Origin of the sequence: Vibrio sp. 10N.247.311.12, assembly GCF_041467515.1 — a bacterium.
GTDB lineage: Bacteria > Pseudomonadota > Gammaproteobacteria > Enterobacterales > Vibrionaceae > Vibrio > Vibrio crassostreae_C.
The window spans coordinates 1-16,162 of sequence record NZ_JBFSUV010000057.1; the positions used below are offsets into that span (position 1 = coordinate 1).

The following is a 16,162-nucleotide window of genomic DNA, read 5'->3' on the forward strand; positions in this document are numbered from 1 at the left end:
GTAGCGAGGCTTTGGCATTGCTCTAAGTATGTGAGTGAACTTAGATGATCTGATCTGATCGTAGCTTTAAGCATTAGTTTCCTGATTTAGGAAACAAAGCCCTAGCGAATCTACAAAATAAATCAACAACGGCAGGAAAAGAGTGCGCCGTAAGTTTGTTAATGGAGGTTAATGCTTCGCTAGAGACTATCTCAGCACTGCTGTTATTAGCTTGGGAAATGAAGTTCCTCTCTCACGGTGCGCTTGCTGTGCTGACCGAATGCATTGGTCATATTCAAAGGCAAGTTGTAGGTTGGCGGCGCTGGTTTTTGGACGGGAGTGTTTAAATTCACTGCAAAACACATATTTTGTCAGTTTTATTTAAACTATAACCTATCTTGTAAATGGTATTGATTTCTATCCATCCACCGAGCCTAAGAAGCTTCTTTCTTAAAGACATGATCACCATATTCAATGCATTGTCACAGACGAATGAATTGGGCCATCCCATTTTTAGTAGATGGTGTTTGGTTAAATGCTCCCCTTGATGAGTGAGTAACTCTTTTAGAACTAAAAATTCACTGAGTGTGAGCTGGATGGGTTTTATCGTTGGGTGGTCGGCTAGCGAAATTCTTAGCGACCCTTTATGTAAGATTAAGTGCATAAACAAACAGCCAGTTTAATTATCATACCCGTATTATTTATTTGCTGCGATTACATGCAAGGTCAGGTTGAATATTAATCTGGCTATTATGCCTACTTAATGGGTTTTCCTTTCATATTACACATCAAACGAAACCATTTTATTTGCTGTTTTTGTATTAGTTATTTCAGTTTGTTTAAGTTCAACCTTACAACGTTCGCTTTGTGAGTTGAACGCGACTTGATTGCTAATAGGGTTTGAAGCGCAGTCAGAAGTCGGTACTTTCCCTGTCCAACGCACAGTGACATTTGCGGCCGCCGACTGAAAAGAGATAAGAGTTGCTAATACTGCTGTTGAAATAAAGATTAATGAACGCATATTTAGGCACCTTTTATTAGTGTTGTGTTGATATGCCTAGTTTGGTAGCGATAGGGCAGGTTGTAAAATAAATAGTTATAAATTCAGTTGCATTAAAACTTGAATGGTAATTTGTAGCAGAGGGAATAGTAGGAAACCAAAATAAAGGCTGGCAGTGAAAATTAAAACGGAGTGGGCGATCAAATGAAAGGGGAGGCTAATTTAAAGACGTTAAACTTGAGTGAAATCACTTAAGGACAGCGGGTTAGCCTAATGAGCCGTAGCTAGGAATAGCCACGGCATCAAATTGACCGCATTTGGATTTAACAAGAATCTAAGCTTCGTTAAAACAATATAGGCTAACAATAACTTTGAGCTTGGGTGCGCAATGCATTTTTTAGGTTCGTCGGCAGTTGTGAACGGTGTATACCCTGGATTGCACCCTCTAACGACCAAACTAACTCGATGGTTGGTTTATGGTGGGTATGCTGTTGGATAGCCTCTACAGCACCAATCGTGCCCAGGTTTTTGAGTTTCTCAATGGAGTTTATACCCGCTTTCTCAAGAAGTTGCTCAGTTGAGAATCGCATGTTGGGTAAGTCTTTGAGCCTTTCGGGAGCAGAAATATAACTGCTTCGTGATCTCTTTATTTGCTCTAGTGCGATTTCTGCTTCACATAGAGTCAAAGAATACTTGCTCCAAGGGTTTGCTGGCAACTTGTAATAATCCGCATTCTGACTTACTCCAAGTACGCTCGCATTCACCTTGGGGTAGCCCTTGTTAATAAAGTAGCCTTCTTGTGCCGGTGTTCCTCTGAGGTACAGCTCCCCACTTTTATGTAGAACGAGCAAAACGTGATCTACATAGAAGGCCGTTACGCCAAATATTTGTTTTATAGACACTCGACCTAATTGTTCCAAGCGTCTAAAAGTATGTCTGAAAAGTTGAGCCATTATTTTCACTCGATAATCATAAAAAGTGTGATCTATTGTCCAAATGTAGCCAGCAGTGAATATGGCATAAGCCAAGTTAAAAAACAGACAATGCCATTAGGCATGCCGGTTATTTAAATTCTCGATCTGCCATATCAGTTTTGTAACAGACGGTCAAAATTAAGGGGGGTCACGAAGGCGGGAGAAATTGGTATGTATAGCATCGACACAAATGTATTTTTAATGGCGACGGGTTGTAACTTTCAATCGGATATTGGCGTTCGATTTCGTCAGATTGCTATTAGAAGTTTGCACAAGGTTAATGATGATATTCTTCAAGGAGGTGAGTCCAATCGAGCGCTCGCCCATAAAGTGAAAGGCATTGCGTTATCTTGCGGGGCTACAGAGGTTGCAAGAATTTGTCTTAAATTGGAGCACTACGACGCGGTAATCAATGAAAGTGCAGGAAAAAAGATTTTGATGGATGTGTCTAACGCCATGATTCAACTTTTTGACGCTTAAGTTGGAGGATATGAACGTGTCTTTTAAAAATAAAATCATTTTCACCAACGCAACAATACTGGTTCTATTTGTGGTGTTGCTTACGTACTCCGCTATCGAAATCGTTCAGGTTTCTTCACAAAACCAATTTGAAGAGATAAAGGAGAGCATTACGGGAAATAACAAAAAGCTTCTACTTACCTTTGTGAAAGCTCAAAGTGTAACCCTTGATAAAGAGGTCGAGCTGATCACTGAGGAAGTGGATCATGTGGCGATTGATTTTGCTCATGATTTTGTTAATGAATCGAAAAACGAGGCACTTCGTAATAAACAGCTGGCTTATATCAATACTAAGCTTAAGCCCTTTATCAAAAAGGTGCTTTTTATTGACACTGAACGCAACCAAGAAGTCTCTATCACCGAAAATGGTATTGTAAGCCGCTCTATTTCTGTCGATTTTAGTCGCATGATCCACTACAAGAATTTCTATATAGGGAAAGAAGTTAAAGTGGGGCACGTCACTAAGTTTGCCATTTATATCCGTCCAGAGCACTGGGATAACGCGTTACTCAAATTTGATTTAGATTTAGAGTATTTTTCTCGTTCACTGACTTTTGAAAATATGATCGATGAATTCCAATACCGTTATTTCTTAGTAGACGACAGCGGCAAGCTTATCGCGTCGAATCTACAACAGAATGTCGACCAATTGATGTCTGAAAGTGTTTTTGATGAACAAATTCAAAAGAGTGTCGGAAGCCATATCATGTCACATTACTTGGGTAGTTTTGTGGTAAGTGGCGAAAAAGGTGTTTTCAATGTCACTTTTGTTCAGAACCGTCAAACCGGTTGGAGGTTGATTTTAGTCACGCCAGAGCATGTGATTCGTTCCAGTTATGCGACCACCAAAGAGCTGGTTTTATCTGGTGATAACTCATTGATCAAACGCCTGTTCTTTGCTTATATCCTTTTGCTTGGTCTGTTTTTAGCTATTAACTCAATCGCGGTGAATAAGATGCTGATACCTATTTCTAAATTGATCGCACAAGCTAAATATCTAAAGCAGCGTGATTTTAATAAATCCAGACATACTGTTTATAGTAATGGAGACGAAATTGAACAGCTTTCAAAGGCTTATTCTGAGGCTGGGATCCAGATTCAAAATTTGATTGAAGGGCTTGAATATGAAGTTGAAGAGCGAACGAAGCAGTACGAGATAGCAGCGCAAGAGGCGAGTGAGGCCAATAAACAGAAATCGGTGCTGCTTTCAAATGTGTCCCATGAGGTTCGCACGCCACTGAACGCGATTATTGGTTATACACATATGCTAAGCCATAGCAAAAACTTTGACGAATATCGCCATCAGCTGAACGGTATTTCGAGTGCGAGCAATACTATTTTAGGCATTGTGAATGACCTATTGGATTTTGAAAGAGTAAAAGCAGCAAGCTATTCATTAAACCCTAAATGCCTGTCAGTAATGAGTTTGATGCGCGAAATTGAAAATACGTTTTTTCCGCTTAGCGAGTCTAAACAATTGTCGCTTGATATTATATGCAATGTCGATGCTTCGACAACATTGATGATTGATGAGCTTCGTATTAAGCAAGCAATCAATAATATAGTTTCGAACGCATTGAAGTTTACAAACAAGGGAGGGGTGACAATAGAAGTTTCAACCGACGATAGAGCATTCAATATCTCCGTAAGCGATACTGGAGTCGGTATTCCCCAAGATAAATTGGATGCGGTGTTTAACGGCTTTGAACAGGTTAATCAAGAAGACCAACAGTTTGGTTTTGGCTTGGGCTTGGCGATAACTAAAACCATCGTAGAGTTAATGAAGGGTTCGTTGCGTGTTGAGAGTGTGCTCGGCACCGGTAGTACTTTTGTTATCTCACTCCCAGCTGAAGAAATTATGAATGTTCTTGAGTGTTCTAACGGTGTTGCTGAACAGGTATATAACGTTAGAGAGCGCTTAGACTGCACAAGTAAAAAAGCCTTGATCGTTGATGATGTTGAGTTCAACCGAGAAATTCTAGAGTTCCACTTAAACGAGCTAGGTTGTGAATGCATGACCGCGAATGATGGTTTGGAGGCTTTAGCACTCGCTTCTGAACATGACTTTGATGTTGTACTGACGGATATTTCAATGCCGGTTATGGATGGCATTGAGCTTGCCTCTGAGTTGGAAAAGCGTAAGCCATCGTTACCTATAATTGCCGTTACGGCACGAGCTACCATTCAAGAAGAGGCTCGAATGGACCAATACTTTTCGTGTTATCTAACCAAACCGCTCAACCCGAGCGATCTAAAGCTAAAGCTTCATTGCGCTTTATCAGGTGGTACTTGCTAACTTAGTTAAATACTCCTACCTATAACCTGAGGGTAAGCCATCTTCGGATCTTCATGTATTATTTTCATCTGTTTTTCTGAGAGTTATGGGCATTGTCATCAAGATAATGCCCAAACTGTTATGAAAATAACTATCATCCAATAAGTGTTGAGAGTAGCTGGGCATTTTCAAATTATTCAATCACAGCTTGCCCTTAGCTTTTGTTCGTATTTAATTAAAAATAAGCTAAATCACAATAACGAATAAGAAAATAAAGCTATGTTTGGAAATATTATACGTACGTTTCGTGTTAATAATGGTTTGTCTCAAACTAATTTTGTTGATGCGATTCAAAGAAGTAACTCTAACTTTAACAACCTGGACGTTGTGACACTAAGCCGTTGGGAAAGAGGAGTAACAACTCCCCACTTAAAACGTCAAAACGAGTTACTGGACCTTATTGGAGTCAACATATTTGATGTTTGGGAGGCAAACGACTCACAAACAGTTCTCACAGGGTTAACGAATAAATTTAATAATAACGGTTATATTGATATGAACATGCACGTCCAAACAGAAGTTACGGTGATTAACTCAAATAATTCATTCCTTCTTGGGAAGATTACCAAGTTAATTGATGTCATCTTTGAATATGAGGATAACGTTATGCTCAGTAATTTAGAAGATTTAGGTATGAGTAGAAAGGTAATTATTGAAAAAATAATAAATCAATATTCTGGAGAGTTAACGCTCGTCACGGTTAATGGGCAATTAATCGGACACTTATTAAGTGCTAACTATAATCTTGCAGCAGATTTTTTGGAGCAAGTCTTAGTATCTAAAGAAGATAGAGCACATTTAGTTGTTACTTTTAACTGCACTCATTATTCGTCATTTACAGACACAATGGGCAGAGAGGCGTACAAGTATCTACAAAGCTTAAATCCAGATAAAGAGCTTTATATACTACTGAAAAGCAAAAGGATTTTTGATCTGTTTTTTTCATTGGGCTGCGAGTATCGAAGTGTAAGAAGTAACGATAGATCAATGAAGGTCATGAACTTGGATTCAAAGAAAATGAAATCACAACGCACTTGGATGGATATTATTGCAAACTATAAAGGTGAAGAGAATGAATAACACAGTATTGATTGTTGACGATGTTGAACTATCGAGAGAGGTCATTAAAAATGCGGTCTCTTTATCTAATAAAAAAACATCTGTACAGTTTGCAGAAAATGCGTTCGATGCAATGAGCAAAATGCAAAACGCATCATTTGATTTGGTGATTATGGACATCATGATGCCCAATGGCGATGGATTTGAACTCTTGAGTATGATGTCGCAACAAAATGTTGAGTCTAAAATAATCATTATTTCAGGTTTGGATAAATCCATTGTTAGCTCGGTGAGTATGCTTGGAAAGCTCTATGAGTTAAATGTTGTCGCTTCACTAGAAAAGCCTATTTGGGCTAACCAAATAAGTGAGTTGGTTGATAAAGCACTTGAAGTTGAAACCATAACCAAAAGCGAGCTTGGCTTTGGTAACCGTGCAACAATCATCGATGACGATTTTCCCATCAATCTGGTTTATCAGCCGCAAGTTGTTTCGGATATAAATGTTATTTCGGGGTTTGAAGTGTTGTCACGATGGTCTGATGAAAACGGGACCTTACTTCCACCGAGCTATTTTTTGCCAGTAATTGAAGAGCTAGGAAAGCAAAAGGTTTTTACCAATATCGTGATAAATAAATTCATTCAGGATTATCATCTCCACTTCAGTGAACTTGATAAATCGTTGAGGTTCTCAATTAATATCGATCCTAATTTACTGACTGATGAATCTGTTGTCGATAATCTACTCGAGATCTATAAGCAAGGTATTGAGCATACTATCGTTGTAGAGCTGACTGAAAAGGGGCTTTCAGGCAATATTGAAAAAGAATTGTTGGCAAATATTTTACGGCTAAGGTTGAATGGTTTTGAGATCTCTATAGATGACTTTGGGATGGAAGCATCGAATATTGAACGTATTGTAAAACTGCCTATTAGTGAGATAAAAATAGATAAAACCATTACATGGGGACTTTGCCATAACATTGATTACATGCAAAAAATCGATGAAGTTAAGAAGCTCGTTTCGGTAAAAAACGCACGTATTATCTATGAGGGTGTTGAAAATAAAGACACCTGTGCATTTCTGGAAGCTCTAGGCGGCTTTAACCAACAAGGTTTTCTTCATGGGGTTCCATCACTACCTGAAATTGTAGTTGAGATGCTCGCAGAGCAAAAGGAGCTAGATTACGTCGCTTCTGAATATACTTCTAATCATTAACAACGTATTAGGGTAACGAGCCAAAGCCAACTCAATGGGCTTTGGCTCTTTTTATTACTTACCACACACCGAACAATTAGGCATCTTCATTAAATTCATTTCACGCCAGCTGTGAGACATGGCATCGAGAATCAAAAGTTTGCCTTGCTTTGGTTGTCCAAACTTGGCAATAACCTTGATAGCTTCCAAAGCCTGAGCCGCGCCTACCATGCCTACAACAGGTGCCATCACACCGGCTTCAACACAGCTTAGAGCAGCGTTGCCGAATAGAGCACTCAAGCACTGGTAACAAGGTGCATTTTCATCTTGATAAGTGAATACGCTAATCTGACCTTCCATGCGAATCGCAGCACCAGAAACTAAAGGCGTTTTAGATGCGTAACATAAGCGGTTCAATTGATTGCGCGTTTCAACGTTGTCGCTGGCATCAAGTACTAACGAATGCGCTTCAATGAGCTTTGCTAGTGCCTCGTCATCAAGTCTGTGGTCGACCGTTTCAACTCTAAGGTGTGGGTTTAACACCTGTAATGATTCAGCGGCAGAATCGACCTTCTTCTTACCAATATCAGTATCGGTGTGAAGTACTTGTCGCTGCAAATTTGAAAGCTCGACAACATCGTCGTCGATCAGCATTAGCTTACCAATTCCCGCAGTCGCGAGGTATTGAGCAGAGGCACAGCCTAAACCACCTGCACCTAACACTAAGATTGAACTCTGTTTCAGCGCTTCTTGGCCTTCAAAATCAAACTGTTTGAGAATGATCTGGCGATTGTAACGAAGCATCTCTGCGTCAGACAGTATTTCCATCAGCAAGCCTCGTTAGTAAAGCGTGGAGTTAAACAGTTGAATCTGAACCGTTTCACCGACTTCAACACGGCCACGTTCGCGCTCTAGTACCACAAAGCAGTTTGCTAAGCTCATTGAGCGGAAAGCGCCGGAGCTTTGATTACCTGTTGTTTCTACTACAAACTGACCGTTTTCAATCGAGTAGATGCCACGTTGGTAATCAGTACGGCCTGGGCCTTTTTTGAATGCAGATTTAGTGATAGCAGGAATCGATTCTGGTGCTGTCCACGCAGTGTGACCGGCAAGTTTAGCCAGCATAGGTTGAACTAACACGTACATGGTCATCATTGCAGACACTGGGTTACCCGGTAGGCCACAGAACCAAGCGTTGTCTAGCTCACCAAATGCGAATGGTTTACCTGGTTTGATTGCTAGTTTCCAAAAGCCGATTTCGCCAAGCTCTTCAAGAATGTCTTTGGTGTAATCAGCTTCGCCGACACTTACGCCACCAGAAGTGACAACTACGTCTGCCAGTTCTTGCGCTTTTACAAAGGTTTCTTTAAGCGTTGCAGGGCAATCAGGAATAATACCTAGGTCAATTGCTTCGCAACCAAACGCTTCAATCAGTGGTTTGATACCGTAGCGGTTGCTGTCGTAGATCTGACCATCTTCAAGAGGCTGACCTAATGGCTTGAGCTCATCGCCAGTAGAGAAGAAAGCGACTTTAGGTTTGTGTGCCACAGTTACATGACTCACACCGAGCGAAGCAATCATTGGAATGTCACGAGGTGTTAAACGTTCGCCACGGCTAAGAACGATATCGCCTTGCTTGATGTCGTCACCGGTAGGGCGAATGTTATTGTTCAGCTTGATGTCGTCTTGCTGAATCTCAATGCCAGCGTCAGTTTCAGCAGTGTTTTCTTGCATGATTACGACGTCACAACCTTCCGGGATCTTTGCGCCAGTCATAATGCGAATACAGGTGTTTGCTGGCCATTCACCTTCAAAAGGTTGACCTGCAAAGGACTTGCCCGCTAAAGGCAGCACTTTACTGTTCTCTAGGTCTGCTAAGCGCAGTGCATAGCCGTCCATTGCTGAGTTATCAAAAGGAGGGACGAAAATAGGGGATAGAATATCTTCAGCAAGTACGTAACCCAATGCTTCTGCTAATGGCAGTGATAAGGTCGTTTGAATAGGTTGAATTGGTGATAGCAGCTTATCTAGTGCTTCTTCAATTGGCATCAAGCCCGGAGCGTCGCAACAGCCCATAATTGAAATCCTTTGATCGTTATTATTTTGATTTGGCGGTTGGCAATAGGGATTCAATAGTTATCAAATCATGATGGTTCGCCAACGAAATTCTAGCCACTCTAGCACAGTTTAAGCCCCGTAAATAATGACCTCCCTTAAAATATGGGTGTATTTATTCAAAATTCCGAGTATCCTTGTTTGCCATCCAGAAGGGGTAATAAAAGAGGAAGTTCAATGTCAGGTCTTAGCGAATCAGCGAAGTTGGTTAAAGATGCGCTAGCAAGCCGTGGTTTAGAGACACCAATGAGTCCAAACCAGGTTAGCCGAGAAGAGAAAAAGGAACGAATCGAACACCATATGCGTGAGATTCTCACTCTCCTTGAACTTGATCTTACGGACGATAGTCTGGAAGAAACACCGCAACGTATTGCTAAAATGTACGTGGATGAAATTTTCTCTGGTTTGGATTACGCCAATTTCCCTAAAATTACGGTAATCGAAAACAAGATGGGCGTTCGTGAGATGGTACGAGTAAAAGACATTACCGTGACCAGTACTTGTGAGCACCACTTAGTGACGATTGATGGTAAGACTGCGGTCGCTTATATCCCGCGTGGAAAAATCATTGGTCTTTCAAAGATTAACCGTATTGTTCGATTCTTTGCTCAGCGCCCACAAGTTCAAGAGCGTATGACGCAGCAGATCCTTGTTGCATTGCAAACGCTACTCGAAACCGATGACGTTGCTGTAACCATGGATGCGGTTCACTACTGCGTGAAATCTCGCGGTGTAATGGATGCAACCAGCGAAACGACAACAACAGCTCTAGGCGGTATCTTCAGATCAAACCCAGCAACGCGCCACGAGTTCTTACACGGCCTGCGTTGATTCACTGCATTATTAGATGAATTCAATTTAGCCTCTGTAAATTGATGTTCATTGAAATATATTCTAAGCCTCGCTTTATGCGGGGCTTTTTTACGCCTGTAATGAAGTCAACTGTAATGGCTGAGAATGCTGTTATTCCCTAAAGTGAAGAATGAACGTAATAGGGAATCTGTTGCGGCCAAGCAGAAAAAGCACGCTCTATATCTTAACGTTTGTTGAAAGCATATAGAGCGTAACTAGAATCAGTCGCTGGTGGAGTGCTTAAGAAAGGTTAAACAAACGCTTTAAGTGGTGAACAATACCGGATGGCTTGTTCTCGGCTTGATAGATGCTCAAACCATCGTAAAAACTCGCCATGAACTCTACGCGAATCTCATCATCACTGCTTCTCGATATACGAGACAGTAGCGTAGCGGCTACAGCTGCGTGATCATTGGCTAGGCTGTAATCCATTCCTAGTCGTCCTTGAATGAACAACCACAAATGCGTGACTAGTTTTAACTGTTGAGCGTTAGAGTTTTGAAACTTGTCGCTGTGCTCAGTTCCCACTGTATTATCGAATACATTTTGCATCGCCTCATTCGCTTCTTTATTGCTTTCAAAGCGATAGCTTGCATCGATATGTTCCTTGGTTAGCAAGCCAAGCAACGTCTGACGTGCAGAGTTCTCCGGCTTGTTCTCGCAAGCGTGTTTAAACAAAGCGTGGTTTTCATCAATAAATGACGACAGCTCTTTCTCGTAGCCTGTCGAGAGCGCTTTGACTGAACCTAAACCTGCTTCTTTTAAACACTGGTGAAGCTTGGTTCTAGCTTGTTGTTTAGCTTTGATTTCTTGCTGCGCGTCGGCTTGTTGCTTGGCTTCTTCTAGCTGGCTAGCTGCTGTTTGCGAATTATTCGGGGTTGGACGCTCAGTCATTACTCTGTAGCTCTTCCCACGTTACTTCTGCCGATTGAGTATCGCTGTTAATGAAAGCAGAGTTACCCGTCAGCATGACTGAAAGATCCATCGTACGTTGTGTCATCGCTGCTAGCTGCTCAATACCATCGTTGTCTAGACGAACGATCTGAGCTTTTAGGTAGCCGAATTTACCTTTGTTCTGCTCCCACCAAACGTTTGATTTAGTGTTGAAGCTGAATACGCGTACTGATTTAGATAGGCGAGTTGCCTTCTTAACACGCTCTGGATCAGGTTCGCCTACATCAACCCATTCTAGGATTTGATCGTCTAACGACTTTTGCCATAAATCGGGTTCTTCAATGCTAGACAACCCTTTAGTGAACTCAAGTTCAGGAGACGCATTGATACAGAAAGCCATGATTCGAGCCATCATTCGCTGTTCTGTTTCAGAAGGGTGTTGTGCAACCGTTAGATTGAAAGAGTCGTAATAGTCGCGATTCATATCGGTTAAAGAGATACGAAACTTATAGATTGTCGGTTTAAGAGCCATTGAGAGGGTGTCTTAGGTAGAAATAGTGAAGGGGAATATTACCTTAAATCTCTGAATAGCGGGTAAAAAAATAGCCAGCAGAGGCTGGCTATTTTTAGAAAGCTTTAAAATACTAAATTAAAGTACTTTGATGCTGTCAGCTTGTGGGCCTTTTTGACCTTGAGATACTACGAACTCAACTTTTTGGCCTTCAGCAAGAGTTTTGAAACCGTCGCCAGTGATAGCAGAGAAGTGTGCGAATACGTCTGGGCCGTTTTCTTGTTGAATGAAGCCGAAGCCTTTAGTTTCGTTGAACCATTTTACTGTACCAGTAACTGTGTTAGACATGATGATATCCTAAAATTAAATTTTTATTTTGAGCCAATTGTGGCACTGATAGCGCGGAAAAGTTTATTGCTATTGCGTACAACACAACGGGGTTACTAGTAATCCAACGAAATGTTTATATACAAAGAACTTTCTTTCTAGCCGGGAACGAGTCTAAATCAAATCAGGGGATAGTCAATCGAATACATAGGGAAAGGTTGCAGAAACTTGGGGGTAGTCAAACTTTGCATTCCTTAAATATCATGGAGTTACAGCTGTATGGTGATTTGTTGTAGTTTTTGTGAAAAAGGTGGTCGAAATTGATGACGAATTTGGAGTCAATGCACTGTTTTAGCGCATTCATTTTTGCAAATTTAAAGCCGCTAACTGGGCGTTGAGCCCACTTTTAACGGCTTATATTTATAAATGTCGTTGTAAGGTAAGTGCCTTTACTTGAACGAGGTCTCGGCTACTTTTTCAAGCGGTACAGGTTGCCATTATCAGTGCTGAAGAAGATGTCTCCGTTTGGTGAAGTTTCGATGTCTCTTACCCTTTCGCCCAAGTCCTCTAAAATGCGTTCTTCCTCGATTGCCTCACCTTGTTCATTGACTGTCACAATATTGATGTGAGTAAGTTTTAGTGCGCCAGCCAGCAGTTTGCCTTTCAGCTCTGGGTATTTGTCTCCTTGGTAAACAAGCAAACTGCCCGGAGCGATTGAAGGAACATAGACTTTTTTTGGCGCTTCAATACCATCTTTGGTTTCCGATTCGCCAACGCTGATAGGGCCCCAATACTCTTTTCCGTGTGAGGTGACAGGCCACCCATAGTTGGCACCCGCTTTTATTAGGTTAATTTCATCACCACCGCGAGGGCCGTGTTCAATCGACCAAAGCTTTTGAGTCGGGAAATCGTAATACAGACCTTGTGGATTACGATGGCCAAAGCTCCAAATTTCATTGAGCACTTTGTTGTTATCCGTGAATGGGTTATCGCTTGGTGTGCTTCCATCGGCATTCAGTCGTAATATTGATCCGGCGTGAGTCATGGTGTCTTGGCCGTTGTCTCGATCACCACGGTCGCCGATTGAAAAATACAGGTGGCTATCATCAAAGGTGATACGGCTACCAAAGTGACGTCCGGTGTCCGTTCTAGATTTAGATACAAACACATCTGTCCAATTGGTGACTTCATTATTGCTGTAATTAGCAGAAGCCAGTGTCGTTACGCCTTCACTATCGACGTCTTTACTGTAAGTGACGTAGAACTTTCCGTTTTCAAAAGGGGAGAGTGCGATATCCAATAATCCACCTTGGCCTTTCGCCCATACATTGGGCAGCCTGAACAGTGTGTTTTGATCGCCTGTTTTTAAATCGACATGTTTAATGACGCCTGATTTTTCTGTGACTAACATGGACTTATCGTTGACATAAGCCAGTCCCCAAGGGATCACGAGTCCGTCGGTGATCTTCTCTGCCTGCCATGCAAAGGCTGACGTTATAGGACCAGAGGCAAGCAGCGCCAAAGCACATGAAAAAATACGGTGATGAGTGTTCATTGAAATCCCTTGATTATGAGCATCTAGTGTTAGTCTAGCGCTTGTGACCGATTGGCGGAAAGCCGAGGTTGCTGAAAAGTGACTATTCACATATTTAGTTGAACGCCTATTGTATGATTATACAAGCTCACGTATGTTTACTCTGCCTTTCTCTATTTGATCCCGTCGGAGCATTATGAACAACTCACCAGCAGCATTTTCGCTATTTTCTCAGTTTTTATGTTGTGAGTTAGATACGCACGATTTTTCTTCGAACGGACCTATTAAACGATGAGTGGTGGATTTGATTTTAAATCGATCTTACTTGCGTGCTTGGTCATCAGTATCGGCCAGCTCAGTATGGGCTTGGTGTTTCCTTCTTTACCTTGGATCGCAAAAGATTTTGATGTCTCGCTAGAGCAAGCTCAGCTTTTGGTGAGTGTGTATTTATTAGGCTTTGGCCCTTCCCAGTTTATTTATGGCCCTATTTCCGATGCTTTGGGACGCAAGAAGGTACTGCTAAGCGGTTTGTTGATTGCCATGCTTGGGTTATTGATGATCATCTTCTTCAGCCATTCGTTTACTAGCATGGTGATGGGGCGATTCCTGCAAGGCTTAGGAACCGGTTGTTGCGCGGTACTTGCTCGTGCTTCTACGCGAGACAGATTCAGTGGGGCAGACTTGCCTTTGGCGATGTCTTACATTGCTATGGTTGCGTCTATAACACCTTTGATCGCGCCCGTTATCGGTGGATTCATTAACTTCCATTTTGGCTGGAGCATGGTGTTTATCTCGCTACTTGGCTATGTCTCATTAGCTTGGGTGGTGTTAGCGTTCAAATTTAAGGAAACCGTCACTCAGGTTTCGGCGATCCCTTCGCCTAAGAGAATGGTTTCTCAATATAAAGAGTTACTCACTTCTCGTTATTTTATGAGCTTTGCGAGTATCGGTTGGCTTAACTTTAGCTTGATGATCACCACTGTGTCGGTGATGCCATTTATCATGCAGAACCAGATTGGTATGACGTCAGATGAATACGCAATGTGGGCGGTGATTCCAGCATTAGGCATGCTTGGCGGAACAGGCTTATGTAACCGTATTCGCCCTATGCTGGGTAACAAGAAAACTCTGTTATGCACACCTGTATTGCACGTTGCTGCGGCCTTGTGGCTGTTCTTCTGTCCACTCGAACCTTTGTATCTCATGCTTGGTCAGTTCTTGATGATCCTTGGTAATGGTATTGCGTTACCTTGTGCTCAGGCGTTAGTGATGTTGCCTTATAAGAAGAACGCTGGCGCGGCGGCTGCGATGTCTGGTGGCGGGCAGATGGTGGTGTCTTCAATGGTGAGTATGGGCCTGGTTCAGTTAGGGTTAGGGGAAGCGTGGCATTTATCGCTCGTTATCATGCTGTTCACATTGATTACCCTGTTTAACATTTTGCGTGGTTTCAGTAGCCAAGAAGCGAGAGAGTCTCAGCTCAGTTAGTTGCTTAGGTAATTAGCTAGCTGCCTGGCTAGTAGGAACGAGAAGGCCATTGAAATGATGAATTTCAATGGCCTTTTTAATGTTCAGCGCTTTGGTTTAAGTTACCAGAATATATGCTATTTTCTGACTGCTTAGGGCAAGTGGTAGTGTTCCGAGCGCAGCTTGCGGCAGGGACGTTAGTTTCCATTATTGCTGGCAGCTACTTTATCTTCTTGCTACTGAAATCTCGAAGAACATAGGTTTTGCTCATGACCGAAAGCCATTCTAATCAAAGCTACTGGCAATCAAAGCCATTGGCGATAAAAGCTACGGATGAAAAGCAGTGAATGGAGCGATCCATCACTGCTTTTTTGTTGATGTCGTTTGTGTAAAGGGAAAGACGTTAAGCAACACAGGTCTCGCTTCTTAATGTGCAAGTTTGGCATATGTTAATAAAATGTATAATCTAAAGGTCTGACCACTGATAAGGTAGCCACCATGCCAAACCTCGATCGTATTACTTGTTCTATCGATAAAAACCAAATTGCGACGGTTGTGTTGAATCGACCCGATAAGCTCAATGCTATTGATATGGCAATGTTTCAAGGCGTGAATAACATGGTGACTCAGCTGAAAAAGAACACCGAGATTCGTGCCGTAATAGTAAAAGGTGAGGGTTCTGATTTTTGTTCAGGGCTTGATGTTAAGTCCCTATTAACCAGTAAATCTGGGGCGATGAAGCTCTTGTTTAAATGGCTACCGACATTGCCTAACGCTGCACAACGCTTTTCATTGGGTTGGCGAGATATTCCATGCCCTGTCATTTTTGCGATTCATGGTCGTTGTTGGGGAGGCGGCCTGCAATTGGTCAGTGGGGGTGATTTTAGAATTGCTAGCCCGGATGCGAACTTCTCTATATTGGAAGCAAAGTGGGGTCTGATTCCAGACATGGGAGGCGCTATCGCTTTTAGAGAGCTGATGCGTAAAGATCACACCCTTGAAATGGCGATGACGGCCAAAGTGATCGACTGTGAAACCGCTAAAGAATATGGGTTGGTGACCAAGATTGCCGAAGATCCTTACGCTGAAGCCTATGCGTTGGCACTTGAGTGTGCGAATCGGTCGCCAGATGTCGTCGCTGCTAACAAGAAGCTCTACAACAAGACTTGGTGGTCAAGCCCGGGCATGGCTGTATTCTGCGAAACTTGGTATCAGATAAAGGTTGGGTTAGGTAAGAACAGGGCGATTGCTGCTCAACGTGAAATTCATCGAGACAAACCACGCCCTTACGTCGCCAGAAAATTTAAATAGCGCTTGTACAGGAATAATGGATATTCCCTTTGTTTATTGAGCTTTGCGGTAACCTTAGAGCAATTTAATGTCTAAGGCTAAATGAGCGCTCTG

16 protein-coding genes are annotated in these 16,162 nt (G+C 42.1%); 7 read left to right on the top strand and 9 right to left on the bottom strand.

Annotated elements, in window-relative coordinates; all coding sequences use genetic code 11:
* Window positions 1-328 precede the first annotated feature (328 nt).
* The 3 genes from AB6E30_RS19955 to AB6E30_RS19965 all read right to left on the bottom strand — a co-directional run bounded on the left by AB6E30_RS19955 (window position 329) and on the right by AB6E30_RS19965 (window position 1,932).
* A complete protein-coding gene (locus AB6E30_RS19955; RefSeq protein ID WP_017061716.1) occupies window positions 329-643 on the bottom strand; it encodes a helix-turn-helix domain-containing protein in 315 nt (104 codons plus the stop codon).
* Between the two features lie 117 nt (window positions 644-760).
* Window positions 761-1,000, bottom strand: a complete 240-nt coding sequence (locus AB6E30_RS19960; RefSeq protein WP_017061717.1) for a hypothetical protein — start codon at window positions 998-1,000, stop codon at window positions 761-763.
* A gap of 338 nt (window positions 1,001-1,338) precedes the next feature.
* Window positions 1,339-1,932 (bottom strand): TfoX/Sxy family DNA transformation protein, encoded by a 594-nt coding sequence (locus tag AB6E30_RS19965; RefSeq protein ID WP_137001856.1) that lies wholly within the window; start codon window positions 1,930-1,932, stop codon window positions 1,339-1,341.
* 192 nt (window positions 1,933-2,124) lie between these two features.
* Here AB6E30_RS19965 and AB6E30_RS19970 point away from each other — a divergent pair, with 192 nt between their 5' ends.
* The 4 genes from AB6E30_RS19970 (at window position 2,125) to AB6E30_RS19985 (ending at window position 7,082) form a co-directional block, all read left to right on the top strand.
* A complete protein-coding gene (locus tag AB6E30_RS19970; RefSeq protein ID WP_017061719.1) occupies window positions 2,125-2,433 on the top strand; it encodes an Hpt domain-containing protein in 309 nt (102 codons plus the stop codon).
* Window positions 2,434-2,443: 10 nt separating this feature from the next.
* Window positions 2,444-4,768, top strand: coding sequence for an ATP-binding protein (locus AB6E30_RS19975; protein ID WP_372104981.1), 2,325 nt, complete (start codon window positions 2,444-2,446; stop codon window positions 4,766-4,768).
* 258 nt (window positions 4,769-5,026) lie between these two features.
* Window positions 5,027-5,887: a helix-turn-helix transcriptional regulator gene (locus AB6E30_RS19980; protein WP_102319859.1), complete on the top strand. Its 861-nt coding sequence runs from the start codon at window positions 5,027-5,029 to the stop codon at window positions 5,885-5,887.
* Entirely contained in the window at window positions 5,880-7,082 is a 1,203-nt protein-coding gene (locus tag AB6E30_RS19985) for an EAL domain-containing protein (protein ID WP_017061722.1), read from the top strand. Before AB6E30_RS19980 ends, AB6E30_RS19985 begins: the two co-directional genes overlap by 8 nt.
* Window positions 7,083-7,136: 54 nt before the next feature.
* Here the strand turns inward: AB6E30_RS19985 and moeB are convergent, their stop codons facing one another.
* Window positions 7,137-7,889 carry a molybdopterin-synthase adenylyltransferase MoeB gene (gene moeB, locus AB6E30_RS19990; protein WP_372104983.1) on the bottom strand — a complete coding sequence of 251 codons (753 nt, stop codon included), beginning with the start codon at window positions 7,887-7,889 and terminating at the stop codon, window positions 7,137-7,139.
* 12 nt (window positions 7,890-7,901) lie between these two features.
* Entirely contained in the window at window positions 7,902-9,137 is a 1,236-nt protein-coding gene (gene moeA, locus AB6E30_RS19995; protein WP_372083479.1) for a molybdopterin molybdotransferase MoeA, read from the bottom strand.
* 216 nt (window positions 9,138-9,353) lie between these two features.
* Here moeA and folE point away from each other — a divergent pair, with 216 nt between their 5' ends.
* Window positions 9,354-10,007, top strand: a complete 654-nt coding sequence (folE, locus tag AB6E30_RS20000; RefSeq protein ID WP_017061725.1) for a GTP cyclohydrolase I FolE — start codon at window positions 9,354-9,356, stop codon at window positions 10,005-10,007.
* Window positions 10,008-10,268: 261 nt separating this feature from the next.
* Here the strand turns inward: folE and AB6E30_RS20005 are convergent, their stop codons facing one another.
* The 4 genes from AB6E30_RS20005 to AB6E30_RS20020 all read right to left on the bottom strand — a co-directional run bounded on the left by AB6E30_RS20005 (window position 10,269) and on the right by AB6E30_RS20020 (window position 13,315).
* Window positions 10,269-10,922, bottom strand: coding sequence for a hypothetical protein (locus AB6E30_RS20005; RefSeq protein WP_240492681.1), 654 nt, complete (start codon window positions 10,920-10,922; stop codon window positions 10,269-10,271).
* Window positions 10,915-11,454, bottom strand: coding sequence for a YaeQ family protein (locus tag AB6E30_RS20010; RefSeq protein WP_017061727.1), 540 nt, complete (start codon window positions 11,452-11,454; stop codon window positions 10,915-10,917). The genes AB6E30_RS20005 and AB6E30_RS20010 overlap by 8 nt, the downstream gene beginning before the upstream one ends.
* 117 nt (window positions 11,455-11,571) lie before the next feature.
* Window positions 11,572-11,781 carry a cold-shock protein gene (locus AB6E30_RS20015; protein ID WP_010430417.1) on the bottom strand — a complete coding sequence of 70 codons (210 nt, stop codon included), beginning with the start codon at window positions 11,779-11,781 and terminating at the stop codon, window positions 11,572-11,574.
* A 448-nt stretch (window positions 11,782-12,229) separates the two neighbouring features.
* Complete coding sequence (locus AB6E30_RS20020; protein WP_372104985.1) at window positions 12,230-13,315, bottom strand: PQQ-dependent sugar dehydrogenase; 1,086 nt, start codon at window positions 13,313-13,315, stop codon at window positions 12,230-12,232.
* Window positions 13,316-13,585: 270 nt separating this feature from the next.
* Here AB6E30_RS20020 and AB6E30_RS20025 point away from each other — a divergent pair, with 270 nt between their 5' ends.
* Complete coding sequence (locus tag AB6E30_RS20025) at window positions 13,586-14,779, top strand: multidrug effflux MFS transporter (RefSeq protein WP_372104987.1); 1,194 nt, start codon at window positions 13,586-13,588, stop codon at window positions 14,777-14,779.
* A 477-nt stretch (window positions 14,780-15,256) separates the two neighbouring features.
* A complete protein-coding gene (locus AB6E30_RS20030) occupies window positions 15,257-16,069 on the top strand; it encodes a crotonase/enoyl-CoA hydratase family protein (RefSeq protein ID WP_017061730.1) in 813 nt (270 codons plus the stop codon).
* The last annotated feature ends 93 nt before the right edge of the window (window positions 16,070-16,162 follow it).